The organism is Sulfurospirillum sp. hDNRA2, assembly GCF_024206095.2.
Lineage (GTDB): Bacteria > Campylobacterota > Campylobacteria > Campylobacterales > Sulfurospirillaceae > Sulfurospirillum.
This window is the reverse complement of record NZ_CP159800.1, coordinates 1,861,237-1,884,753: the sequence shown is the minus strand read 5'-3', so window position 1 is coordinate 1,884,753 and position 23,517 is coordinate 1,861,237. Positions and strand designations below refer to the sequence as shown.

The following is a 23,517-nucleotide window of genomic DNA, read 5'->3' as shown; positions in this document are numbered from 1 at the left end:
TGGATTCCTTTCGCGATGCTCTTGCGCGATGCTCTTGTTCGGTATCGGCGAGAGAGCGACGCTTTTTATGATCGCGATGAGCGCGTTTCCCCTGATTTTTATGCACACGGCATTAGCACTTCATTCGATTCCCGCTCAAACGTTTTCCATGGCAAAGATGATGAACCTCTCTTCGTTTCGACTTTTTTTTACGCTCATCCTGCCCTTATGCGCTTTGCCGATCTTAACGGGACTTCGTTTGGGACTGGCTATCGGTTGGCGCGTATTGATCGCGGCGGAGATGGTCGTCGGCAGTAGCGTGGGGCTGGGCTATGCCATTATCCCATCGCGTTGGTCGCTTGATTTTGAAGTCGTGTTTATCTCCATCGGCTTGATCTGTGCGGTGGGAATCGTTGCGGAAAAATGGGGATTTAGGGTTTTGGAAAAGAAAATTTTACAGCGGGTAGGCAATGGTTGAACTCTTAGCCGAAGGTTTAAGCAAAGCCTATTTTTTAGCCCATGAAAACCGTTGCGTCGTTGCCGTTCAAAAGATCGATCTGACGTTACATGTAGGAGAATGCATCTCTATCGTAGGCGAGAGCGGTTGCGGCAAATCGACCTTGCTTCGTCTGTTTACGGGGTTTGAGACGCCTAATAGCGGTACGGTATTGCACCGCGACGAAGCCGTTGTCGCACCGCATCATTCGCGCAGTTTCATTCCGCAAGATTCGGGGCTTTTTGTATGGTTAAGCATCGAAGAAAACGTGATTTTACCGTTGCATCGTACCGCGCTTTCCAAAAATCAAAAGCGAGAAAAAGCCCAAGAATATATGGAAAAAACGGGCATTGCTTCGTTTGCGAAAGCCTATCCGAGGGAGATTTCAGGCGGTATGAAACAACGAGCCGCACTTGCACGTGCCCTTGCGATGGAGTCTAAACTCATTTTGATGGATGAGCCTTTTTCCGCGCTTGACGAGGTGGGACGAGAGATGATGGACGAAGCGATGCAGCGCTTTTTTAGCGAAAATCACATTAGCGCGGTTTTGGTGACGCACTCGCTTCGCGAAGCTTTGTTATTGGGTGATAGAGTGGTGCTGATGCACGGACGACCCGGTCGTATTTTAGAGGTTGTGACGCCGCAAACGCCCAAGGAACAACGTAACGCTTCCTTAAAAATCAAGCATCTTTACGAAACGATTTTGGGACGTTTGAAAGAGGCTAAAGCCCTTTAGGCTTACGCCTCAAGCATCGCGTCGAGTTCTTGAAGTTTGTCGAACGCTTTGGTAACGGACGTCTGGGCACTTTGGCTTAACCCTTCGCTAAAATGCAAGACGTTTTCGAGTAAAACGCATATCCCTAAAAAAATGGTTTGAATGCAAATCTCTCGAAGATAACTCATCAAAATCGGCGTCGGTAGGTTATGCGTCGAGTAGACGTAGGTACGCTCGTCGCTGAGGTCGATAAATTCGATTTTATCCTCTTTAAATCCGCTCATCGCATCGACTACGACGATCACGTCGGGTTGAAATTCGCGCAAAGCGGCAAATTCGTTTTCGGGCGTATCGTAGCCGAAGAAGACCGTCCACGAGGGGAGGCGTTGTTCGACAAGCCTCCCAAGAGCAATGGCGACGCCGTCGTCGCCTCTAAGTTCGTTTCCGATGCATAATAGTGCTTTTTTCACGTCGCTTCCTATGCTCTGGATGTTTGAAAATCTTTACGCAACACCAAATAGCCCTCTTTTAAGTTCGCAAGAATCTCTTTTAAAGGGCATTCGAGCATTTGAGGAACCAATTGCGCGGCATGTTCGGGGAAAATTTCGATTTCAAAATACCGACTTAGGTTACCGATTTTGAATTTGAGATATTCTCCGCCGTGTGCCACGATCTCGTCGAATTCACATTCGGGTATTTCCAACACTTTCTCGCTAAAATCAATCGTTCCGACGCCATGGCCGATACATGTTGAAAAGATTTTGATCTGATCGAGTTTGGCGTCGCCCGATTTTGCGCCGTCGAGATGCCGCTGCATCAGTTTATAGACTTCAACCATTAGCGTCCCCACTTCACGCGATGAAGGCTGATTTTATCCTCTTCTTGGCACGGAACGTATTGGGTATAAATCTCGTTATGCAAAATACCCAAACACTCCGCATAGCGCGGGTCGTCTTCTTTTTTCATCGCTTCGGTAATCGCGGCTTTGGTCGCTTTCGTGTCTTTGATATTGCCGCTTTTTACGAGTGCCGCAAGGTATTTGTCGTACAATTTACGTCCGAAAATATAACTCATAAGACGTTTGGAATGCACCAACAAATCCCTCTCGAAAAGGGTATTGCCTAAAACGGAATCTTCGACTGCGGGCGGCATTTCGTTATCATGTTCAAAGCTTGTTTTTTGCAGTCTTTGATCCATAACGCCAAGAGCGGTGGTCAGCCCGTAGATGATGCTCGCCGGATGCGGAGGGCACCCCGGAATGTAAACGTCGACCGGAATAATCTTATCGATGCCGCTGAGCACGCTATAGGCATCGTAAAAAATGCCTCCGGTAGCACCGCATGCTCCAAGTGCTACGACGATTTTAGGATCGGGCGTGGCTTCGTAGGCGCGAAGTAGCGGATAGTACATTTGGCGCGTCACGGGACCCGTGCAGAGTAAAATGTCGGCATGACGAGGGTTGGCGACGAGTTTGAAACCGAAGCGTTCGGGATCCCAAAGCGGCGTAATGGCGGCAAAAATTTCGATTTCACAGCCGTTACAGCTTCCACAGTCGATGCGATAAACGCTAAAACTACGTCCGATGTGTTTGAGCAATTCCAGTTTTTGCTCTAAGTCGTTGGCGTCTTGAATATTTTGAGGAACTTCATACGTTTTCATTCTATCACCATCTCTTTGCCGGCGGTAAAGTTTGCTACCGTAGCCGTTTTTTTACATGTAGGGCAAACGCTGACGTAACTTTTTGCCTCTTCCAATCGTTTTTCGCCCAAATTGGCTTTACTTAAACACTCTAAACTGTATTTGACCAAGCGTTTGGCACTGAAAGGTTTGCCGCATTCGCTGCAACATTGTACTTCCAGTTCTCCCCTTTGAATCATCGCGGATTTATCGAATTTAACCGCCAGTTCAAACTCTTCACTTAGCTTAATCGCACCGGTCGGGCACACTTCGTCGCACCTTCCGCAAAAGATACAGCGTCCGCAGTCGAATTCCCATATTAATTTGCTTTTATTCTCGTTCAATTGTACCGTAATCGCATTGGACGGGCAGGCAACGCCGCATGCCGCGCAACCGATACAAAGATCGTAAATATAAGCGGGTTTGCCGCGAAAATTTTCGGCGACTTTATAAGGCTCAAACGGGTACTTATGGGTAATTTCGCCGTATTTTTTACTAATATCGAGAAGTTTCATCATTTGAGATCCTTCATAGGACTGTTTTTAAGGGTTTGCGAAAACGCTTTCAAATCGTTGTGCGTCAAAATTTTGCTTTTTTTGCTTCGAACGTCCACGACGGTTACACGCTCCGTACATGAATAGCACGGATCTAAGCTACACACGATGAGGGCGGCGTCGGCAATCGTATTACCGCGGAATTGAAAACGAAGGCTCGGCCAATTGTTGTACGTTGCGGCACGGCATCTCCAGCGATACACTTTTTGCGCGCTGCCTTGCATGATCCAGTGAACGTTCTCGCCTCTGGGTGCTTCGACGTACGCCAAAGAGTAGTTCTCGGGTTTAACGTGAAATTTCGGATCGACGATGATCGCGGTTTGAGGCATCAACTCGAAGCATTGGCGAATGATGGAAACGGAGCTTTTGAGTTCCATATAACGCACCATCTCTCTGGCAAATACGTCGCCGCCTTCGACAACCGCAACATCGAATTTGACTTGTTTGAAAAAGTCGTACGGGTGGTCGTAACGGGTGTCGCGTTTAATACCGCTACCTCTGATGTTCGGACCGACGGGCGAAAAGTCGCGTGCGACTTGTTTATCAAGAATTCCCACACCTTTCCAACGTTTCATTTGGCGTTGATCGTCCATCACGGCATCCCAAACCTCTTCGACTTGCGTTTCGATGATATGCAAGATGCGTAAACTCTCTTTTATCTCATGACCCGTCATATCGCGTCTTAGTCCGCCCATAACGACGTTACCGTAAGTTTTACGTCCGCCGGTGACCAGTTCGGCAAGTTTCATCGAGTATTCGCGAATTCTAAAAATGTGCATAAACGCGTTGTAGTTACCCGTCACTTCGCATGCCAAACCGATATTTAAAAGGTGACTGTGAAGTCTTTCGATCTCCGAACAGACGATACGAATGGCTTGCGCACGAGCCGGAATTTCCAAGTTAATCGCTTTTTCCGCCGCCTCGATACACGCAATCGCATGGGCGTAACCGCAAATACCGCATACGCGTTCCGCTAAATAGCCCATTTGATCGTAGTTCATACGATTCTCGGCAAGTTTTTCCATACCGCGGTGTTGGTAAAAGAGTCGGTAATCCGCATCGATAATGGTATCGCCGTCGCAATAGAGTCTAAAGTGCCCCGGTTCGTCCGCCGTAATATGCAAAGGTCCCAAAGGTACGTCGATAATCCCCGAGCCTTCCGGACGTAAAAAGTCGTATTCGGGCTCCATATAATGCTCTTTCATATCGGGACGATAGCGGTAATCCATCGCGTCTTTTCGAAGCGGGAAGAGATTGTCCGGCCAGTCGTCGCTTAAGACCAAGCGTCTTTTATCGGGCAAGCCCTCGGCGATCAAACCGAACATATCGTAAGCTTCTCTTTCATACCAGACGCAAGCCGGCACCAACGGCGTCACGGACGGGAAAACCAATGATTCGGGAGAGATAAGCACTTTAACGGTAACGAAACATTTTTCGTCTTGTGCGATTTCGTCTCCCTCAAACATTTTGCCGCCTTCCATCGAAAGCGCGTAGTAAAGCGCATAATGTTTGTTGATGCTTCGCTCGTCGTTGGGAATCATCGTGGAAAGATAACCGCCCATATCGTAATACAAGAAACGTACCGCTTCGGGAAGGTCGTTTAGCTCCACCAAAGCGGTCACTTGATCTTCGTACTGCCTCGTGACTTCTAAAATTTTAACTCTTTGTCCTAGCGCTTCTATAAATTTATCGCATTTCATTAGAAAGTCCTATTGTTTTAGTATGGTTTTAACGCTCTGATCAAGTAAGAACGTAAAGGAATCGAACTGCCAAACACCGAAGCTTACGATCAAAACGGCTAAAGCAATCAACGGTAAATTTTCGCTGAGCTTCATTTCGCCGTTATGCTCTACTTTACCTTCCACTTTACCGAAGGATGCTAAAAAGAAGTGTGAAAAATCGGCGATAAAAATAATCGCTAAGGCAACCGCAAAGATACCCATTAAAATGTATTTACCGTCAATGGCGGCGGCTTTAAAGATTAAAAATTCGCTGACGAAAATGGCAAATCCCGGAACACCGACCAATGAACAGATCGCAATACCGAAAAGTACCGCCGTTAAAGGCGCGATGCGGATCATATTACCCATTTTGGTCATATCTTTCGTACCGTAAATTCTGGCGATATTTCCGGTTGAACAAAAGGCTAAGGCTTTGGTAAACGAGTGCGCCGCACAGTGAAACAAGGCTGCGAACAATCCGATAGCACCGCCCACGCCCAAACCAAACGCGATAACGCCCATATGCGCGATTGAGTGATAAGCGAACATACGTTTGACGTTATGTTGGCGAATCAAGAAAAAGGCGGAGACGAAAAGCGTTAACGTACCGCTCACTACCATAACCGTTTCGACAAAATCAAATCCGACGCCGTTAGCAACGACCGCGTAATAGCGAATCAATCCTAACATAGCACATTTTAAAAGGACGCCCGAGAGCAATGCGGATGTCGGTGCGGGTCCTTCGGCATGAACGTCGGGAAGCCACGTATGCGTCGGTGCCAATCCGGCTTTGGTTCCAAAACCGATTAACGCAAAGATAAAGACCAGTTTTAACGCCATAGGGTCTAGACTTGCCGCATTGGCAAGCAAGTTGGTGTACAGCATCGCTTCGCCGTCGATTTTACCGTTGGCGGCAGAGTAGAGTAAAATGGTTGCATACAGTGCAAACGCCAAACCGATACTGCACAATACGATGTATTTGTAACCGCTTTCGGTCGATTTTTTATCGTTGTGAACCGCGACGAGAAACACGGATGCAAGCGTTGTAGCTTCGATAGCCGCCCACATAAACGCGATATTGTTGCATAAGACGCTTAAACTCATCGTCCACGTAAAGATAAAACTGAGTGCAAAGTAGTTTTTGACTTCACGCAAGCTAATATGTCCGCCCTCTAGTTCCCATTTCATATAGGTCGTGGCGTAAACGTTGGCAAGAAGTCCCGTAATGGCGATGAGCGACAAAAAGATAGCCCCCATCGAATCTAAAAAGATAAAGTCGTGAAATAAGGAGAGCACCTCTTTATTGACGACCTTGCCTACGGCACACAATAAAAGCGACGAAACAATCACGCTCAAGAGGATATGAAACGTCTGCAAAAACTTAAAATGAAGCGGCATCAAGAACATGATAACGCCAAAAGCAAAAGGTACGGTGAGTATTAATAATAAAAGATCCATGTTATCCCCTTAAATTGACCGCTTTAGATGTATTGAGACTTCCGTAAGAGGCGTAAAATCGCTTTGCCAAAATACTCATAATAATGACCGCAAAAACGGCGTCGGTTAAAATGCCCACTTCGACCAATTCATGTGAAGTGTATGCCATCAACGCCAAACTTAAGTGAATGCCGTTTTCAAACAGACAATACGAAAGGATCTGTTTAAGAAAAGAGGTTCGTAAAATAAAGCCGAAAATGCCCATCATAAAGATAAACGAAGCGGCAAAAAGCGGCAAGACGTCTTTAAAAATTGAAAAGTGAATAAACACTTTGTAAAACATCATCGCAACCGCCAGCGAAAAGCTAAGTGCTACGACGGGCGAGATAAAAAAGCCGCCCACGGGTTCGTCCTCGACGACAACGCCTAGTTTTTTGATCAATCGCAAGAGGTAAAGCGGTACGCAGACCACTTTAATGATAAAAGCGGTAACGGACCAAACCAACAGTTCGTGCGAATCGTATTTGTCGTACAACGCCAAAAAGATCGCAACCAATAAAAGCGTTTGCAGGGCATATGCCAAAACGCTGTGTCGGTATTGTCTTAAACTAAAGACCGCAAAACTCGTTCCCATCATTAAGACGGCGATAATATCGATTAGGTTAATAGTTGCCATAGTTAAATCCCCATAATATAGAGTACTAACGAAGTACACGAAATCGCAAGTGCAAAGAGCATCGTGCGTTTCATTCCTTTGTTGATCGTAAATCTCGGTCCGAAGTTATCGATAAAAACGCCCATCACATATAAAAAGCCTACTTCGACCAAGAAAAGCACCAACGATAAAATCGGATTATCGACAAGTCCCGCCCAAGGCATAAACACGACAAGGAAAAAGCCTAATACCGTAATTTGCTTCAATAAAATCGCTATATCGATGATCGCAAAATCTTTGCCGCAAAATTCTCCGAGCACTCCCTCTTGCAACTCTTGTTCGGCTTCTGCCAAATCGTAAGGTTTTCGACCCGTCTCAACGTACATGACCCACAAGAAAGCCGTAGAAGCGATGGCAAAAGAAGGAATCGCATAACCGTACTCTCCCGTTTGTACCAAAGAAGAGATAAAAGGCAAACCGGTACTTCCCGTACCCATCATCACAACGATCAGACAAATGACGGCAACTTCTTCGGTGTAAAAACCGATGGTTCCTTCCCTGCTGGCACTAATACCCGCATAAGGATTGGCGGTATCGATACCCGCAACGATAAAGATAAAGCGGAACAATGCTCCAAAATAGAGCAATACGAAAATGTCCGAAAAGTGTGTCAAGGCACTTGAATTCGCCCCGTACGTAATCGGTAAGGTACAAAACATCGCCGCCGCGCTGATAAAAAGCAAGTAGGGTGCGATTTGGTAAACGTAACTCGTACTGCTTGATTTGGTGCGTCCTCTTTTTAAGAGTTTAAAAATGTCGTAATAGGTTTGAAAAATGCTCGGTCCTATACGCGATTGAAATTTGGCTCTTAATTTTCGTGAAATACCGTCAAAAAGAGGAGCCACTATGATCGCCGACACCAGTTGTATTAGTAGGTAAATAAAATCCATCGTGCCCTCTCCTTATAAATAGTAGTACCCAAAAATGAGTATCAAACAAAGATAAATCAAAATATAACCCGCGTAAAGGTTAGTGCGTCCGTTTTGAAAAATACCGATTTCTTCGGCAATGTTCATCACAAGATCAATGACGGGTTTGTAAAGTTTTTCCCAAAAAAAGTCGTGTGTTTTCTTGATATAGACCGCTTTGGAAAAATAGCCGTCCAATTTGATCTCTTGCTCGTGTTTGATCAGAAAACTTAACGCCTTCCTCACGTCTCCGGTAAAAGAGTTGGAGCCGATTTGCATGTTTTTATTGTATAAAAAGCCGCATGCCCAAGGGTCGCTTACGCGTACTTCTTTGTTGTTGGCTTTGAGGAAATAGAGGAAGACAAAAGGCAATACGGAACATAAGAGCATGATTGCCACGATAAGCGGCATGGAGATCAGCCCTGAGACGCCGGCGCTGGTTTGCGGTATGATCGTTAGAACGATTTTCGTGAGCATGCCTACGATGTCGTTCATAAAAAGACCGAAACCGACGCAAAGACTTGCGAGTAAGGCTAGCGGAGCGAGTCTACCGACGGAAACCTCTTTAGCGTTTTCAATGCTTTTGCTATCCCGTGCGACACCTAAGAAAATCGCGCCGTAAACTTTGGAAAATGCCATAATCGCCATTGCTCCGGTAATGGAAAGCGCAATAACGGCGAGCGAGAAGAAAAAGCGAGAATTTCCGCCTTCTGCCATACCGCCTATGACGGATGTTTTATAGATGAGCCATTCGCTTGCAAAGCCGTTAAGCGGCGGAAGCGCACAAATGGAAAGTGCTGCGACAAAAAAGATAACGGACGTGATCGGCATCTTTTTATGCAATCCGCCAAGCGCGTCCATATCACGTGTTTGGGTTTCGGTAAAAATGTTACCGCTGAGCATAAATAGAAGCGATTTGAAAACCGCATGGTTTAAAATATGGTAAAACCCTGCGATAAATCCCATTAACGCAATGATCGGCGAGTCGGTTCCCAAACCGTAAAACGCACCGCCGAGTCCTAAAAAGATGATACCGACGTTTTCGCACGAACTGTAAGCGATAGAGGCTTTATAATCGTTGGAAATTAACGCATAGATAATACCAAAGATACAGCTTAGTGCTCCGATTGCAAGCAGGATATAACCGAAATAAACGACTTGAGGTAAAAGAAGCGAAAATTTGATAAACGCAAAAAGGGCAACTTTAATCATAACGCCGCTCATGAGAGCCGAAGCGTTTGAGGGGCATTGGCAGTAGGCAACGGGTAACCAAACGTGAAACGGAAACATACCCGCTTTGGAGCCGAGTCCCAAAAGAAGAAGCGAAAAGAGCGTTATGCTCATACCCATACCGATGTCGAGATGTTCAAATTGACTAAACTCAAATGTACCGGCAAGGCTTGCCATAATAATCAGCGCGACCATCAAACACGAAGCTCCTATTTGTGCGATACCGAGATAAATCATGACGCGTTTGCCCGCACCCTCTTCGTCGTTGATGAGAATCAAGAGTGCCGAAAGGAGCGTCATCACTTCCCATAAAAGCATAAACGAAAAGACGTTATCGCTCGCGATGACTAAAAGCATGGAGAGGATAAATGCGTTAAACAAGGAGGCAAAAACCGCTAAATTGGCTTTTTTCTCGTAAAACTTTGCATAATCGAAACTGAAAAGCGAAACCGCAAAGGCGATGAAACTGACCAAGAAGCTAAAGAACATTCCGAGTGAATCGAGCTTAAAAAGCGGCAAGCTGATAAAACTGCCCGGCAATTTCCACAACATCGTTTCATCGAGGTTGGAAAAGAAAAAAACCGCTGCGTAAAGCGAAATAAGACCGGCACAACCAAATCCTATTTTTTGCGCAAGAAGCGGTTTTTTATACAGCGCGAGAGAGACAAGCGAGGTTAATAAAAAAAGAGTGTATATCGTTTGCATTAGGCTTCCTCTTTAGTGGATTCGGATGTTTCCGGAGCCGGTGCGGGTTTGGGCTCTTTGGGCTTTTTGATTTCGGGTGCCGGGATATTTTCAATATTCGCATTCGGAACGACGGCTTTTAAAAACGGAGCCATATCGCCTTTGATTTTTTTGCCGAATTTGCACTCTTCAAGCACGGGGTCGATCATAACGAGCGCGCCCGTCGGGCAAACGCCGACACATGCAGGGCCGGTTTCGATACCCGCGCACAAATCGCATTTAATTGCGATGCTTTTGAGCCCGCTGACGCAACCGGCTTCCAAGTTGCTTTCCCATTCGTCTCGAACGGAAGGCGGGCATTCCGCATCGACGTGAATAGCTCCGTAAGGACAGGCAATCGTACAGAGTTTACAGCCGATGCAAATCTCCTCGCACAGCTCAACGCATGCATTGTCAATGCGAAGCGCACCCGTCGGACAAACGTTGGCACACGGCGCATCGTCGCATTGACGGCATTGATTGGGCATTTTACCGCTCTCTAAGCTGAGCACGTCGAGCCTTGCTTTGGAGAGCTTCCCACGTATATAAGCATGTTTCACGCAAGCTTTCATGCAGGCGTTACATGCAATGCAGATATCCGGATTTGTAATAACAAATTTATGAACTTTGGACATAGACGTTCCTCTATGATTTGTGTAATTTTTAATAAAACTCTTTGATAACCTGTTGAAATTAAAGAGTATTGCTTTTGGCCGTTGCCTTAAAAGTGCATCAACTCTTAAGCAAACTCTTTAGTATTTATATGGATTATCAAAGAGCTCTATGTATAGACTAACTATACTTCTTAAACCAATATATCATACTCGAATGACTTCGTTATGATAGATTGATTTAGACCTACCAAGACCTTAAATGCCTAAATCTTCCCTCGAAGAAATCTTACATTAAGTTCATAGCATGAAAATAGCTGAGTAAATAAACTAATTCAAAATCTTAATTAAAAACTAACAAAAGATAAAAGGTTTTTCAATCAAAAGATCGGTTTTTTCTGACCTTAGTAGTAGTTTAGCACGAATTTCTTTACGAATGAAAACGTGAGGAAAAAAAGACTGCTATAGGGCGTGCTTGCGGTTGATCAAGCGGTAATGCAAAACTAACGAAAAGAGGATAATGCCGCTTCCGATCGACAGTGAAACGTAATCGACGGGTGTTTTCCAAAGCAGAAGATTCATCATCAACCCTGCCGGAACCAATGCGTTATTCATGATACCTAAAACTCCCGCATCGACATCGCAAGCACCCTTATTCCATAAAAAATAGCCAATCCCCGAAGCGACGATTCCTAGCCAAAGTAAGACGCTCCACTGTAAAAGTGTGGGCGAGAGTTTGCTATGATCGGACAATAAAGCGAAAGCGACGATACCGACAAGCAATGCACCGAAGTAAAAGTACCCGAATACATCACTATGTATGATTTTTGGATTGGATTCCATTACTTTTTTATAAGCACTTTGTCCGAGGGCAAAACAGATATTGGCTCCTTGCACCATCAAAAAACCCGTAATAAATGCGGAATCGACGTTTTGGTAACGGATAATATACGCCCCCAAAACCGCCATTCCCGTGCTAACAAGATACCGCGGGTTGAATTGTCGTTTTAGACCATCGTAGATTAATGTCACGTAAATAGGCGTAAAAATCGTAAAAAGAATGACTTCCGGAACGCTGAGAAATAAAAACGATTGATAGAAGAAGATATACATAAAACCGATTTGCACACTGCCGATGAGCATGATTTTAACTTTTAACGCCTTATCTATGCCTCGAAATTTCGTAAAAGGTAAAAAGACCAGCGATGCGAGACCGATGCGCACCAGCACCGCAAAATAGCTATCGACCCGACCGGCTAAAATTTCACCGATAAAACTAAACGAAAACGCCCAAATAAAGGTGGTTAAAAGCAAATATCGCATCGTAAAATCCTTTCGAAAAGTATAACATGTAGGCGATAAATTTAAAGGCAATCCTCTCAAAAGATGCCTTGTTTAAAAAGTTTTCTAAGCGATTGTATAGCAAAAGAAGACTATAAGGTCGCTATGAAACGATAAAGGAATCGTATGCCACGTAATCAATATGCATGCAATGACGTATCGGCATGGACCGATAAATATTTTTCCAATACTCAAACGATTGTCGAACGTTTCGGCGACACGGAAGTCACGTACGCTTTCTTCTTACGCCGTCCCGTTCTCTCTGCGGTGCGCCTTTCCACGGTGTATATAAAAGAGCAAGCCAAGAAAGCGGGGCAAACGATCGGCATTGAAGTGCTGCACGAGGAGGGCGAATGGGTGGGTGCGGGCGAGCCGCTGTTTTACCTGTCGGGTTCGTTTGCATTTTTGACGGAGCACGAAACGCTTATTTTACAAAAGTTAGGCTCGGCGTGTGTTGCGGCGTACAATGCCTATGAGATGTGCCAGATCCTTCCGCACGTCGCTTTTTTGGCGATGGACGCACGCCATTGCGCAGGAACTGAGATGGCTGAGATGATGGCGTATGGCGCATCGGTCGGCTCAAAAGCGGCACAACGCAAACTTGGAGCGGTAGGATTTATCGGCAACGCGACCGATGCGACGGCGCATTTTTTTGGGCGTGAAAAAGGGTTGGGCACCGTTCCTCACGCGCTCATCGGTTATGCCGGCTCAACGTTAAAAGCGGCTCAAATGTTCCATGAATGTTTTCCCGATGAAAACATCCCTATCTTGGCGGACTATTTCGGACGTGAAATCACCGATACCTTAGAAGTCTGTAACGCTTTTCCTGCGTTAGCGCACGAGGGCAAGATCGCCGTGCGTCTCGACACCCACGGCGGACGCTTTTTAGAGGGGCTTGATACCCAAAAAAGCTATGACGTACTCGGACGCCACGCACCTGATGCGGTACGTGACTACCGTACCGAAGCGGAACTGCATGATCTCATCGGCACAGGCGTTTCAGCCGCAGCGATATGGAGTATGAGGGAATCTCTCGACAACGCAGGATTTTCAAAAGTGCGCATCATCGCCTCTTCAGGCTTTACACCGCAAAAGTGCCGCTCAATGGCATGGGCAAAAGCGTCCATCGATATCATCGGGACTGGTTCATTTCTACCCGATAAATGGAGTGAAACCAATGCGACTGCCGACATCATCGCTTACGGCGGTGTGCCAAGGGTAAAAGTAGGGCGGGAGTTTTTGCTTAAGAAGAGTCGTTAAAGTGTTTTAGTGAAGTCGCAAGAGAGGATGAAAATACTTTACATGTAAAGCATCATAAGACTCTTTTTTAGTGTTGATGCGTTCAAATGCCTTTCACTCCTCTCTTTGCTTCTGCCAATCAATTTCTACTGTTACGTATTTACCCAAAAAGACAATGGTATTGCTGTCGCAAAAAGAAACTTTTATCTTTACATGTAAGGATAAAGCGTAAACGACCAACCGGTGTTTTTTCTCGTTTATTTTAAAATAATCTTAAAAATTTATGCTATTTTCATGCTATACAACTAATGTAAGATGCTACTGAGCTTCTTTCATAACTTAACGAATTGGGCATGTTAAATTAGGTAAGAAGCTTCACACTTTTTAAAAGGAGGAATTATGAAGTTAGCTAAACTTAGCTTGGTGGCTATGGTTGTTGCCGGACTCGCGTCCGGTTCATTTGCGGCGGATACACTTGCCGATGCGTTTAAAAACGGTAAAGTCAGCGGTGAATTACGCGCCTGGTATTTTGATAGAGACACGGGTGCTGCTAATCCGACCGTTTCGACACCGGGGGCATCGGGAACACTCGGTAAAGGCGATGCCGATATCTTTACCACGGGCGTCGTACTTGGTTATATCACGGATCCGTTATTCGGCTTCGGTTTTGGGGCGACATTTCAGGGAAGTTATGCTCCTTTTGCCGATAAAGACGCAAAAAATCTTTATGCAACGGATATGTACGGTTCGGGAGCGGTTCTTTCGGAAGCATACGTAACGTATACGCTTGGTAAAACAACGGCAAAAGTAGGTCGCCAATTTATTACAAGCCCATTGGTTAACAGTTCCGGCTCACGTATGTTCAAAGAAGCGTTTCAAGCCGCAGTTCTTGTCAATACGGATCTTCCAAATACGACATTGGTTGCCGGTTACTCCGACAAATTTCAAGGTCGAACATCCGATTATGACAAAACCGTAGCCGGTGGAGATTCTGAAATGCCTAGCTTTAAAAAAGAAGCGGTATTTTACGGAACGGGTTCGGCAAACGGGGGGTCAAACGTTTTTGGATTTGACGGAGCTTACACGGCGGCTGCGATTAACAAGTCGATCACTAACTTGACGTTAACGGGTCAATACTTGTTTGTTAACGATGTTGAATTAACACAAGGCGGAGATGCCAACGTCTTCTATGCGGAAGGTAATTACGTCGTACCTTTAAGTGCTATGAAAGTACTTCTTGATGCAACGTATCGCGGTTCAAGAACGTCCAATCCTACGTTTGATAGTTTCCACGTCGAGGGCGATATGTACCAAGGTCGTATCGGATTTAGCGAGTTAGCAGGCTTTAACGCTTCTTTTGCTTATAGTACCGTCTCTAGTAACCAATCCGTTCTCTTAGGTGCGGGTAACGGTCCTACCACGTATACGGCTCCGCTCATCAAAGGTGCGGAAGTCACTTCCGGTGCCGATACGGATGCTTATAAAGTCGAAATTGGTTACGATTTCTCAAAAATCGGCGTTACGGGACTTAAAGCTTTGGGTCAATACACCAAAGTCAACCAAGACGCAAAAACGATTACGGGAGCCGTGTTGAATAGTGTCGATGTCGATACAGAATCAACATTTTGGAGCGGTCAAATCGCTTATGCCGTTCCTTCTCTTAAAGGCTTGACAGTCTCTTTAGAATATGAAGACGGTAAAAAAGAGACAACCTCTACGGTTAACTCAAACGAAATGCGCTTTAGAGCAAACTATAAATTCTAATTTGCACGCGTTTGCATCTTCAAAACGGCGGCAGAAATGCCGTCGTTTCTACCTTTAGCATCTAAATTCCTATCAAAATTTTTCTTACATGTAAACCCCAAATCCACACAAAATTAAATTTATAAAATTAACGTATTGACTTAAGTCATAGATTTGCGATTTTGCTTAGTGATAGAATGACTCCGAAACTCAAATCAGGAGGTATCACGATGTCACTTTCACGAAGGGACTTTTTAAAAACAACGGCTGCCGCGAGTGCCGCCGCCGCGGTGGGCATTAGCGTGCCTAGCGAGCTTAAAGCGGCGAGCGAACAAGCAGAAGCCGGTTGGCGATGGGACAAAGCCGTTTGTCGTTTCTGCGGTACCGGTTGTGGTATTATGGTTGCGACGAAAGAGGGAAAAATCGTCGCCGTTAAAGGCGATCCAGCCGCTCCGGTCAATCGCGGACTAAACTGTATCAAAGGGTATTTTAACGCCAAAATCATGTACGGTGCGGATCGATTGAAACAACCGCTACTTCGCGTCAACGATAAAGGCGAATTCGATAAAAAAGGTCAATTCAAACCCGTTTCATGGAAGCGCGCGTTTGACGAGATGGAAAAACACATCAAAGCCGCCTTTAAAGCGGGCGGACCTGAGGCAATCGGCGTTTTCGGATCGGGTCAATACACGATTCAAGAAGGCTATGCCGCCGCAAAATTGATGAAAGCTGGCTTCCGTGCCAACGGCATCGACCCCAACGCACGTCACTGTATGGCTTCGGCGGTCGTCGGCTTTATGCAAACGTTTGGTATCGACGAACCTGCGGGCTGCTACGACGACATCGAGTTGACCGATACGATTGTGACATGGGGCGCCAATATGGCGGAAATGCACCCGATTTTATGGTCACGCGTCAGCGATCGCAAATTAACCGCGCCCGATCGCGTTAAAGTCGTCAACCTTTCTACCTACACGCACCGCTGTTCGGATTTAGCCGACCTTGAGATTATTTTTTCTCCGAGTACCGATCTTGCGATCTGGAACTACATTGCACGCGAAATCGTTTACAATCACCCCGAAGCGATCGATTGGGATTTTGTGAAGAAAAACATTGTTTTCGCAACGGGTTTTGCAAACATCGGTTATGGAATGCGAACCGAAGCCGAAGCAAAAAAACTCGGCTACAGTGCCAAAGAGTTGGAGATTATTAAAAAAGAAGACGCAAAAGTCATCAGCGAAAAAGAAGCTCCTGGATTAGCGCATTTAGGCGTTAAAGCCGGCGATCTTATGGAGATGAAAAACGCGGACAAAGCGATCTTACATTGGGAAATTAGCTTTGAAGATTTTAAAAAGGCATTAGAGCCGTATACGTTAGATTACGTCGCAAAAATCGCTAAAGGCGATCCCAACGAGTCGCTTGACGCGTATAAAGCTAAATTAAAACAATTGGCCGACTTGTACATCGAAAAAAATCGAAAAGTCGTTAGTTTCTGGACGATGGGCTTTAACCAACACCAACGCGGTACGTGGGTCAACGAACAATCTTACATGGTTCACTTCCTCTTAGGCAAACAAGCCAAACCGGGTGAGGGTGCATTTTCATTGACGGGACAACCGAGTGCGTGCGGTACGGCACGTGAAGTCGGAACGTTTACGCATCGTCTACCGGCGGATATGGACGTTTCCATTCCGAAACACCGAGAAATTACGGAAAAAATTTGGAATTTACCTGCCGGTACGCTCAATCCGATGGGATACCAACACATTATGAATATCCACCGCCAAATCGAAAGCGGTAAGATTAAATTCGCATGGGTCAACGTGTGCAATCCTTACCAAGACAGTGCCAACGCAAACCATTGGATCAAAGCGGCACGCGAACTGGATAACTTCATCGTTTGTTCCGATGCGTATCCGGGAATTTCCGCGAAGGTTTCCGACCTTATCTTACCTTCGGCGATGATTTACGAGAAATGGGGCGCATACGGTAACGCCGAGCGAAGAACGCAACACTGGCGACAACAAGTCCTCCCGGTAGGCGACGCGATGAGCGATACGTGGCAATGGGTCGAGCTTTCCAAACGTTTTACGATTGCCGACGTATGGGGCGAGCAGACGATTAAAGGCGGTAAATTACCGAGTGTGATTGAAGCGGCCAAAGCGATGGGATACAAAGAGACCGATACGCTTTTTGATGTTTTATTTGCCAATAGTTATTTTAAATCGTTCAAAGCCAAAGACGCTATCGGCGAAGGTTTTGACAATACCGAAGTATTCGGCGATAGCCGAGGCGTTGCCGGAAGCGACGGTAAAGAGTGGAAGGGATACGGATTTTTTATCCAAAAAGCGATTTGGGAAGAGTATCGAAAATTCGGTCTCGGTCACGGACACGATTTGGCGGATTTTGATACGTACCACAAAGTAAGAGGTCTAAAATGGCCGGTCGTGGACGGTAAAGAGACGCAATGGCGCTTCAATGCCAAATACGATCCGTATGCGGCAAAAGAGAACAACGGCGATTTCGCATTTTACGGCACGTTTGCCAAAGCGATCAAAAAAGGTAACTTGCAAAAGCCGACCACCGAAGAGACGTTTCCGCTTAAAAACAAAGCAAAAATTTTCTTCAGACCGTATATGGATCCGTGCGAAATGCCCGATAAAGAATACGATACGTGGTTGTGTACCGGACGCGTACTCGAGCACTGGCACAGCGGAACGATGACGATGCGGGTTCCCGAACTTTACCGTGCCGTTCCCGAAGCGTTATGTTACATGCACCCAAGCGACGCCGAAGCCAAAGGCTTTAAACAAGGCGATTTGATTTGGGTCGAAAGCCGTCGCGGAAGCGTAAAAGCGCGTGTCGAAACGCGTGGACGTAACCGAACGCCAAGAGGCTTGGTGTTTGTTCCGTGGTTTGATGAAAAAGTCTTTATCAATAAAGTCTGCTTGGATGCGACATGTCCGCTTTCAAAGCAAACCGATTATAAAAAGTGTGCCGTTAAGCTTTATAAAGCGTAGTCGGTTGGGCTTTGCCCAAACGGAAATAGGGAAAGCGTTAAAAAGTTACATGTAAAGATTCTACCTCGAAGAGGTAAGCTTTAGCGCATAGCGCAGCGTAGTCGGTTGGGCTTTGCCCAAACGGCGTGTAAAAATAGATCTAAAAGGATTGTCGTGAGCCAGTTAAACCATGAAAAAGCCACGATCACGGAGAGACGAAGATTTCTTTCGTTGATGGCGCAAAGCGTAGGACTCAGTGCTTTAGGCGGTTTGGTATGGACGGGTTACATTGAAGAAGCCAAAGCGTCGCCCTTGATTCTACGACCGCCCGGAGCCCTTTACGAGAACGATTTTATGCGCTTGTGTATCAAATGCGGTCAGTGTGTCGAAGCGTGTCCTTACGATACGTTGCGTTTAGCGGTGCCCGGAGAAAATAAGCCTTTGGGAACGCCGTTTTTCATACCCAGAGAGGTACCGTGTCATATGTGTACGGATATACCGTGTGTGCCGGTATGTCCGACGGGCGCGTTGAATAAGAGCAGTGTATCGAGTATTAAAGAAGGTGAAGAGAAGCTGGACATCTTTAAAGCGAAAATGGGACTTGCCGTTGTGGATACGGAGTCGTGTATCGCGTTTTGGGGAATTCAGTGCGATGCGTGTTATCGTGCCTGTCCCGTTATGGACAGTGCGATTAAGCTGGAATACCGACGCAATACGCGTACGGGAAAGCATGCATACTTAATTCCGATCGTGAGTTCCGATACGTGTACCGGATGCGGTTTATGCGAACGCGCTTGCGTTACCGAAAAAGCGGCGATTCACGTTTTGCCGAATGAAGTAGCGCAGGGAAAACTCGGCGCACACTACATCAAAGGATGGGAAAAAGCGGACGAAAAACGTCTGGAAAACGTCAGCCAAGAGGTGACCACGCATACGAAACGTAGCGAAAAGAAGGTTGAAGATTATCTCAACAGCGGGGAGGATTTATTCAAATGAAATCATGGATCAAAACACACCGCTTTTTAATCGCACGACGTTTGGTACAACTCTCTTTGTTGGTGCTTTTTACGCTCGGTAACGTCTACGGTTTTCGTGTGTTAACGGGAAACCTCAGTGCGTCGCTGATAATGGGCGTGATTCCTTTGGCGGACCCTTTTGCACTGTTGCAAATTTTCGCGGCGGGTGCGACGGTGAGCATTAACGTGCTTGTCGGCGGCGTGCTCGTTTGGCTTTTTTATACGATCTTCGGCGGACGCGCTTTTTGTTCGTGGGTCTGTCCGGTCAATATCGTGACCGATGCGGCGAATTGGACGCGAAGAAAGCTCTTTTTAGAGCAAACGGAGCGTAAAATTTGGTTGGGAAGAGGTGTGCGTTACTGGCTTTTAGGGCTCAGTTTAGTCCTAAGTTTCCTTACCGGCGTTGCCGCATTTGAGATCGTAAGCCCGATCGGGATGTTGCATCGAGGCATCATTTTCGGTATGGGTATGGGCGTTGCCGCGATACTGGCACTCTTTTTATTTGACCTTTTCGCCGTTAAAAACGGTTGGTGCGGACATGTGTGTCCTTTAGGCGGGTTTTACTCGGTGGTGGGGCGTTTAAGCCTCATTCGCGTCAAACACGATCATACGAAATGTACGTCTTGTATGGCATGCAAAACGGTGTGCCCCGAAAAGCACGTTTTGGGTATCGTCTCTAAGCAAAGCGGAGCGATTCTTTTCGGAGAGTGTACCAATTGCGGCAGATGTATCGACGTATGTGAAGGCAATGCCCTTTCGTTTGGCGTGAGAAATTACATCAATGTTGGAGAAAAAGAATGATAACGCAAAAAAAAGTCATTGCCCTTTTAGTAGCGGGCATAGTTATCGGTAGCGGATGTGCGGTGTCTCAAACTTACAGTGAGGAAGAATTGGGACTACGAAAAGTCGATCTCTACAGCGAAAAAAACGTTGTTGCGGACAATACGGCATATTCGACGGCGGCGGCAGGGGAATCTAAAGTGTTTGAGCGCTCTTACGAGAATGCGCCTCCGATGATTCCTCACGACGTCGAGGGAATGTTAGACATGAGTAAAGACAACAATGCGTGTCTTGGATGTCACCTTCCCGAAGTCGCCGAAGCGGTTAAAGCAACGCCGATTCCCAAGTCGCACTTCTTCGATATGCGAACGCAAAAAGTCTTGAATGAACTTTCGCAAGCGCGTTTTAACTGCTCTCAGTGTCATGCGCCGCAATCAAACAACGAACCGTTGGTCAAAAACGAGTTCAAACCGGATTTTCGCGCAAAAGACGCGCAATCGCGCTCACATCTTTTGGATAGCTTGAATGAAGGTGTGAAGTAACGATGAGCGGCAGAGGAGGGATACTCGGTACTTTATTGGGTAAGAAAGGCGAAAAAAATTTAAAAACGTTGTGTGTTCGCCCGCCTTATTGCAATGATAGTGCCTTGTTCGAAGAAAGATGCGTTACATGTCAAGATACGCCTTGCGTGAACGCATGCCCTACGGAGATTATCCTCCTCGATGCCGCACATACACCTTGCTTAGACTTCGCAAAAGGGGGTTGTAGCTTTTGCGAGGCCTGTGCTCAGGCGTGTCCGAAGGATGTTTTAAACGTGCAAACCGGCACTAAAGCATTGCCGATACGCGCTAAAATCGATATACTAGCCTGTATGGCATGGCACCAAAGCTTGTGCAACAGTTGCTTGGACGGGTGCGACGTTCGGGCTATTCGCTTTTTAGGGCTATTTAGGCCGACGATCGATGCCGACGCGTGCAACGGGTGTGGAGGATGCGTTAAGGTGTGCCCTTGCGAGGCGATCGTCATGCAAGCAAAAGAGGAGGCGTAAATGCGTATAGTCGGGTGTTTAATCATGGTCGCGTGTCTGGCATGTGCCGCGACGCTCAATCCTAAATTGCAGGTACAAGCAAGCGGAAACGTGCAAGCGTTGATTGTTGAGAACGAACAGATCGTTGCCGCGACAAGTGTCGGAACGATCGAGACGTTTCGCCTCAATGACGGCGTTAAAACGTCGCAAATCGTTTTTCCTAAAATCAAAGATTTTACGGGCGAAGAAGTCGCTCCCAAAGTGTTTTCCATCGATGCGTTAGAGGGACGTTATGTTGCGGTCGTGCAAGCCGAAAACGGAGCGCGAAGCGTTTATACGGTGCAAAACGGCCAAACGAAAGTCGTGATCGATGCTTCGCGCAATTGGTTTGTTTCAAAAGCGAAGTTTGTCGACAAAGGACATCTTTTGATAGCACTTTTAAGTAACGAGATCGTGTTATGGGATATTCAAAACGCCAAAGAAGTCTATCGCGTTCAGGCCAATCCTTCGCATTTTAGCGACATCGCGTTAAATCAAACACGAACGCAAGCGGTAAGCTCGTGTGAGTCGGGAGAGTTGAGTCTTTTAGAAGTTGCAAGCGGGAAAATCGTCAAAGTCTTTAAAGGCGGCAACGTCGATAACGTGTACGACGTCGATTTTCACCGACAAAAAATCTTAGGTGCCGGGCAAGACAGGCGCGGCGTGGTGTACGATCTTTTGAGCGGAAGTTTTGAGCGATTCGACGGCGATTTTTTGATGTATGCGGGTGCATTAAGCGCGGATGAAACTTTAGCGGCATTTGCGTTTAACGAACAAAATCACATCGTGATTTTCGACGTGACGAAAAAGAGCCGTTTACACACGCTCGTCGGTCAAAAAAGTACGCTAAACGCAATCGTGTTTATCGACGATCATCGCGTGGTGAGCAGTAGCGACGATCCTTATATTATGATATGGAGTTTACCGTGAATATTTCAAGCATTGTTATTCAAGCCAAACCCGAGTATGTGGAAGAGATTATCGCTTTATGCCAAAAGAGCGATTTTTGCGAATACCATTTTCACGACACCCAAAAGGGTAAAATCATCGTGACGGTCGAGGGTGAAAATATCGACGAAGAGATGGCGAAAATGAAAAAAATCGAAAGTTTGCCGCACGTCATCTGCGCCGATATGATGATGGCGTACAGCGAAGACGAGTTGGAGGCGGAAAAAGCGAAGCTGGAACGTTCCGACGTCGTACCGCCTATTTTAAACGACGACACGGTCGCTTTAAAAGATATCGTCTACCGCGGCGATTTGAAAAAGAAGATCCACTAAAACCGCATTTGTCCGTTTCGATACGGTTTCTTCCTCAGGGGTTTTCATCAAACCCCTTCCTTTTTTGTTGGCTTTACATGTTAAGCAAAAATACGCCTCTTTAGCACCTCACGCTCCATGGATTTTACGAGCAGACGATTAATTCGCAAAGCTAGATTATTTTATTTAGAGCTTTCTAATCGATAAGAGTTTATTCTTATAATTATATTTAAAAAATATTATAGTTAGGAGTGAAATAAATGGAAGAAAAAAGTGCATGCGAGCAAAATAGGATCAAGTTTTTTCCGATTATGATGTATGCGATCGTGATGGGTATGAGCGGTCTTACGATTATGTACCAAAAAGCGGCATTGTGGTTATCGATGAGTGCGTGGATCGGTACGGTGCTTATGGGAATTTCGACCTTACTTTTTTGCGTTATTACGCTGATTTATGCCCTCAAATACCTTAAATACGCGCCCGCGGTTCAAAAAGAGTTTTCACATCCGATTCGGCTTAACTTTTTTGCGGCGATTTCGATTTCGATGTTGATGTTAGCCATCGTGTATAAAGAAGTGTATCCTCCGGTTGCCGCACTGTTTTGGTATCCCGGAACGGTGCTCCATTTTTATTTGACGATGTATACCGTTTCGTTTTGGATTAATCGCAATCAAGAGTTGGAACACTCCAATCCCGCGTGGTTTATCCCGATCGTCGGAAATTTGTTGGTTCCCGTGGGCGGCGTCGGTTTTGCGAGCCACGGTATTTTGATGTATTTCTTTAGTTGCGGGCTTTTCTTTTGGATCGTTTTGTTTGCGATTTTACTCAACCGCATTATTTTCCACCATCAGTTGGTCGTCAAATTTATGCCGACGATGTTTATTCTCATCGCGCCGCCGGCGGTAGGATTTATCGCGTACTTTAAGATGTACGGAACGATCGACGCTTTTGCGACGATTTTGTTTAATCTTGCCCTTTTCTTTACGCTTTTACTGGCGTTTATGTACAAAAACTTTGTCAAAATCAAGTTTTTTATCTCATGGTGGGCGTTCGTGTTTCCTTTGGCGGCCATGGCGATTAGCACGATGTTGATGTACCACGAGACCAAAGACGTCGTTTTACGGGGACTCTCGTATGCGATGGTTGCGGTAACGAGCGTCGTAATAGCCGTTGTGGCGTATCAGACGGTTTTACATATAAAACGAGGCGAGATCTGCGTTCAAGAATAAACGCGTAATCCCCTTAGTACGAAAGGCGAAGCTCTTTCGTACCTGTTTGAGCGTTTTTAAGACGCTTTTGGGTAAAATC

23 protein-coding genes are annotated in these 23,517 nt (G+C 46.0%); 12 read left to right on the top strand and 11 right to left on the bottom strand.

The genetic code is table 11. The features are described from left to right. Nucleotides 1-28: 28 nt before the first annotated feature. Nucleotides 29-457 (top strand): ABC transporter permease, encoded by a 429-nt coding sequence (locus NL930_RS09285; protein WP_254376495.1) that lies wholly within the window; start codon nt 29-31, stop codon nt 455-457. Further along, a complete protein-coding gene (locus NL930_RS09280) occupies nt 450-1,211 on the top strand; it encodes an ABC transporter ATP-binding protein (RefSeq protein WP_254376494.1) in 762 nt (253 codons plus the stop codon). Before NL930_RS09285 ends, NL930_RS09280 begins: the two co-directional genes overlap by 8 nt. A gap of 2 nt (nt 1,212-1,213) precedes the next feature. Here NL930_RS09280 and NL930_RS09275 read toward each other — a convergent pair whose 3' ends face one another. From NL930_RS09275 to NL930_RS09225, 11 genes are all read right to left on the bottom strand, one after another. Then, nucleotides 1,214-1,660, bottom strand: coding sequence for a hydrogenase 3 maturation endopeptidase HyCI (locus NL930_RS09275; RefSeq protein WP_039675494.1), 447 nt, complete (start codon nt 1,658-1,660; stop codon nt 1,214-1,216). A gap of 8 nt (nt 1,661-1,668) precedes the next feature. Further along, complete coding sequence (locus NL930_RS09270; RefSeq protein ID WP_039675496.1) at nt 1,669-2,028, bottom strand: formate hydrogenlyase maturation HycH family protein; 360 nt, start codon at nt 2,026-2,028, stop codon at nt 1,669-1,671. Next, entirely contained in the window at nt 2,028-2,849 is an 822-nt protein-coding gene (locus NL930_RS09265; protein ID WP_039675498.1) for an NADH-quinone oxidoreductase subunit B family protein, read from the bottom strand. Before NL930_RS09265 ends, NL930_RS09270 begins: the two co-directional genes overlap by 1 nt. After that, a complete protein-coding gene (locus NL930_RS09260) occupies nt 2,846-3,385 on the bottom strand; it encodes a formate hydrogenlyase complex iron-sulfur subunit (RefSeq protein ID WP_039675500.1) in 540 nt (179 codons plus the stop codon). Before NL930_RS09260 ends, NL930_RS09265 begins: the two co-directional genes overlap by 4 nt. Continuing rightward, nucleotides 3,382-5,121 carry an NADH-quinone oxidoreductase subunit C gene (locus NL930_RS09255; protein WP_041961959.1) on the bottom strand — a complete coding sequence of 580 codons (1,740 nt, stop codon included), beginning with the start codon at nt 5,119-5,121 and terminating at the stop codon, nt 3,382-3,384. Before NL930_RS09255 ends, NL930_RS09260 begins: the two co-directional genes overlap by 4 nt. A 9-nt stretch (nt 5,122-5,130) precedes the next feature. Further along, nucleotides 5,131-6,600, bottom strand: coding sequence for a hydrogenase 4 subunit F (locus NL930_RS09250; protein WP_254376493.1), 1,470 nt, complete (start codon nt 6,598-6,600; stop codon nt 5,131-5,133). Between the two features lies 1 nt (nt 6,601). Continuing rightward, entirely contained in the window at nt 6,602-7,255 is a 654-nt protein-coding gene (gene hyfE, locus NL930_RS09245) for a hydrogenase 4 membrane subunit (RefSeq protein ID WP_041961957.1), read from the bottom strand. A 2-nt stretch (nt 7,256-7,257) separates the two neighbouring features. After that, the gene (locus NL930_RS09240) at nt 7,258-8,184 is read right to left on the bottom strand and encodes a respiratory chain complex I subunit 1 family protein (RefSeq protein ID WP_254376492.1); all 927 of its coding nucleotides are present in this window, start codon (nt 8,182-8,184) and stop codon (nt 7,258-7,260) included. Nucleotides 8,185-8,196: 12 nt separating this feature from the next. Then, the gene (locus tag NL930_RS09235) at nt 8,197-10,137 is read right to left on the bottom strand and encodes a proton-conducting transporter membrane subunit (RefSeq protein ID WP_254376491.1); all 1,941 of its coding nucleotides are present in this window, start codon (nt 10,135-10,137) and stop codon (nt 8,197-8,199) included. Further along, nucleotides 10,137-10,790 (bottom strand): 4Fe-4S dicluster domain-containing protein, encoded by a 654-nt coding sequence (locus NL930_RS09230; RefSeq protein WP_039675510.1) that lies wholly within the window; start codon nt 10,788-10,790, stop codon nt 10,137-10,139. The genes NL930_RS09235 and NL930_RS09230 overlap by 1 nt, the downstream gene beginning before the upstream one ends. 438 nt (nt 10,791-11,228) lie before the next feature. Further along, complete coding sequence (locus NL930_RS09225) at nt 11,229-12,089, bottom strand: EamA family transporter (protein WP_254376490.1); 861 nt, start codon at nt 12,087-12,089, stop codon at nt 11,229-11,231. Nucleotides 12,090-12,233: 144 nt separating this feature from the next. Between NL930_RS09225 and NL930_RS09220 the strand changes: the two genes are divergently transcribed. From NL930_RS09220 to NL930_RS09175, 10 genes are all read left to right on the top strand, one after another. Continuing rightward, nucleotides 12,234-13,367 carry a nicotinate phosphoribosyltransferase gene (locus tag NL930_RS09220; protein ID WP_254376489.1) on the top strand — a complete coding sequence of 378 codons (1,134 nt, stop codon included), beginning with the start codon at nt 12,234-12,236 and terminating at the stop codon, nt 13,365-13,367. A gap of 378 nt (nt 13,368-13,745) precedes the next feature. Next, nucleotides 13,746-15,110, top strand: a complete 1,365-nt coding sequence (locus tag NL930_RS09215; RefSeq protein WP_254376488.1) for an OprD family outer membrane porin — start codon at nt 13,746-13,748, stop codon at nt 15,108-15,110. A gap of 209 nt (nt 15,111-15,319) precedes the next feature. Beyond that, a complete protein-coding gene (napA, locus tag NL930_RS09210) occupies nt 15,320-18,109 on the top strand; it encodes a nitrate reductase catalytic subunit NapA (protein ID WP_060826355.1) in 2,790 nt (929 codons plus the stop codon). 153 nt (nt 18,110-18,262) lie between these two features. Beyond that, on the top strand, nt 18,263-19,084 hold the full coding sequence (napG, locus tag NL930_RS09205; protein ID WP_060826354.1) for a ferredoxin-type protein NapG: 822 nt from the start codon (nt 18,263-18,265) through the stop codon (nt 19,082-19,084). After that, nucleotides 19,081-19,905, top strand: a complete 825-nt coding sequence (napH, locus tag NL930_RS09200) for a quinol dehydrogenase ferredoxin subunit NapH (RefSeq protein ID WP_039675522.1) — start codon at nt 19,081-19,083, stop codon at nt 19,903-19,905. The genes napG and napH overlap by 4 nt, the downstream gene beginning before the upstream one ends. After that, nucleotides 19,902-20,426: a nitrate reductase cytochrome c-type subunit gene (locus tag NL930_RS09195; RefSeq protein ID WP_039675524.1), complete on the top strand. Its 525-nt coding sequence runs from the start codon at nt 19,902-19,904 to the stop codon at nt 20,424-20,426. Before napH ends, NL930_RS09195 begins: the two co-directional genes overlap by 4 nt. Nucleotides 20,427-20,428: 2 nt before the next feature. Next, nucleotides 20,429-20,932: a ferredoxin-type protein NapF gene (locus NL930_RS09190; RefSeq protein WP_254376487.1), complete on the top strand. Its 504-nt coding sequence runs from the start codon at nt 20,429-20,431 to the stop codon at nt 20,930-20,932. After that, entirely contained in the window at nt 20,933-21,880 is a 948-nt protein-coding gene (locus tag NL930_RS09185) for a WD40 repeat domain-containing protein (protein WP_254376486.1), read from the top strand. Then, on the top strand, nt 21,877-22,230 hold the full coding sequence (locus NL930_RS09180) for a chaperone NapD (RefSeq protein ID WP_254376485.1): 354 nt from the start codon (nt 21,877-21,879) through the stop codon (nt 22,228-22,230). The genes NL930_RS09185 and NL930_RS09180 overlap by 4 nt, the downstream gene beginning before the upstream one ends. Nucleotides 22,231-22,469: 239 nt before the next feature. Then, complete coding sequence (locus tag NL930_RS09175) at nt 22,470-23,438, top strand: SLAC1 anion channel family protein (protein WP_254376484.1); 969 nt, start codon at nt 22,470-22,472, stop codon at nt 23,436-23,438. The last annotated feature ends 79 nt before the right edge of the window (nt 23,439-23,517 follow it).

What these genes read in the sequence shown, in the direction of transcription:
- NL930_RS09255 (WP_041961959.1), bottom strand. Translation starts at nt 5,121, where the DNA reads ATGAAATGCGATAAATTTATAGAAGCGCTAGGACAAAGAGTTAAAATT.
- NL930_RS09220 (WP_254376489.1), top strand. Translation starts at nt 12,234, where the DNA reads ATGCCACGTAATCAATATGCATGCAATGACGTATCGGCATGGACCGAT.
- NL930_RS09215 (WP_254376488.1), top strand. Translation starts at nt 13,746, where the DNA reads ATGAAGTTAGCTAAACTTAGCTTGGTGGCTATGGTTGTTGCCGGACTC.
- NL930_RS09175 (WP_254376484.1), top strand. Translation starts at nt 22,470, where the DNA reads ATGGAAGAAAAAAGTGCATGCGAGCAAAATAGGATCAAGTTTTTTCCG.
- napH (WP_039675522.1), top strand. Translation starts at nt 19,081, where the DNA reads ATGAAATCATGGATCAAAACACACCGCTTTTTAATCGCACGACGTTTG.
- NL930_RS09270 (WP_039675496.1), bottom strand. Translation starts at nt 2,028, where the DNA reads ATGGTTGAAGTCTATAAACTGATGCAGCGGCATCTCGACGGCGCAAAA.
- NL930_RS09250 (WP_254376493.1), bottom strand. Translation starts at nt 6,600, where the DNA reads ATGGATCTTTTATTATTAATACTCACCGTACCTTTTGCTTTTGGCGTT.
- NL930_RS09260 (WP_039675500.1), bottom strand. Translation starts at nt 3,385, where the DNA reads ATGATGAAACTTCTCGATATTAGTAAAAAATACGGCGAAATTACCCAT.
- NL930_RS09285 (WP_254376495.1), top strand. Translation starts at nt 29, where the DNA reads ATGCTCTTGTTCGGTATCGGCGAGAGAGCGACGCTTTTTATGATCGCG.
- NL930_RS09265 (WP_039675498.1), bottom strand. Translation starts at nt 2,849, where the DNA reads ATGAAAACGTATGAAGTTCCTCAAAATATTCAAGACGCCAACGACTTA.
- NL930_RS09185 (WP_254376486.1), top strand. Translation starts at nt 20,933, where the DNA reads ATGCGTATAGTCGGGTGTTTAATCATGGTCGCGTGTCTGGCATGTGCC.
- napA (WP_060826355.1), top strand. Translation starts at nt 15,320, where the DNA reads ATGTCACTTTCACGAAGGGACTTTTTAAAAACAACGGCTGCCGCGAGT.
- NL930_RS09230 (WP_039675510.1), bottom strand. Translation starts at nt 10,790, where the DNA reads ATGTCCAAAGTTCATAAATTTGTTATTACAAATCCGGATATCTGCATT.
- NL930_RS09190 (WP_254376487.1), top strand. Translation starts at nt 20,429, where the DNA reads ATGAGCGGCAGAGGAGGGATACTCGGTACTTTATTGGGTAAGAAAGGC.
- hyfE (WP_041961957.1), bottom strand. Translation starts at nt 7,255, where the DNA reads ATGGCAACTATTAACCTAATCGATATTATCGCCGTCTTAATGATGGGA.
- NL930_RS09225 (WP_254376490.1), bottom strand. Translation starts at nt 12,089, where the DNA reads ATGCGATATTTGCTTTTAACCACCTTTATTTGGGCGTTTTCGTTTAGT.
- NL930_RS09195 (WP_039675524.1), top strand. Translation starts at nt 19,902, where the DNA reads ATGATAACGCAAAAAAAAGTCATTGCCCTTTTAGTAGCGGGCATAGTT.
- NL930_RS09235 (WP_254376491.1), bottom strand. Translation starts at nt 10,137, where the DNA reads ATGCAAACGATATACACTCTTTTTTTATTAACCTCGCTTGTCTCTCTC.
- NL930_RS09280 (WP_254376494.1), top strand. Translation starts at nt 450, where the DNA reads ATGGTTGAACTCTTAGCCGAAGGTTTAAGCAAAGCCTATTTTTTAGCC.
- NL930_RS09240 (WP_254376492.1), bottom strand. Translation starts at nt 8,184, where the DNA reads ATGGATTTTATTTACCTACTAATACAACTGGTGTCGGCGATCATAGTG.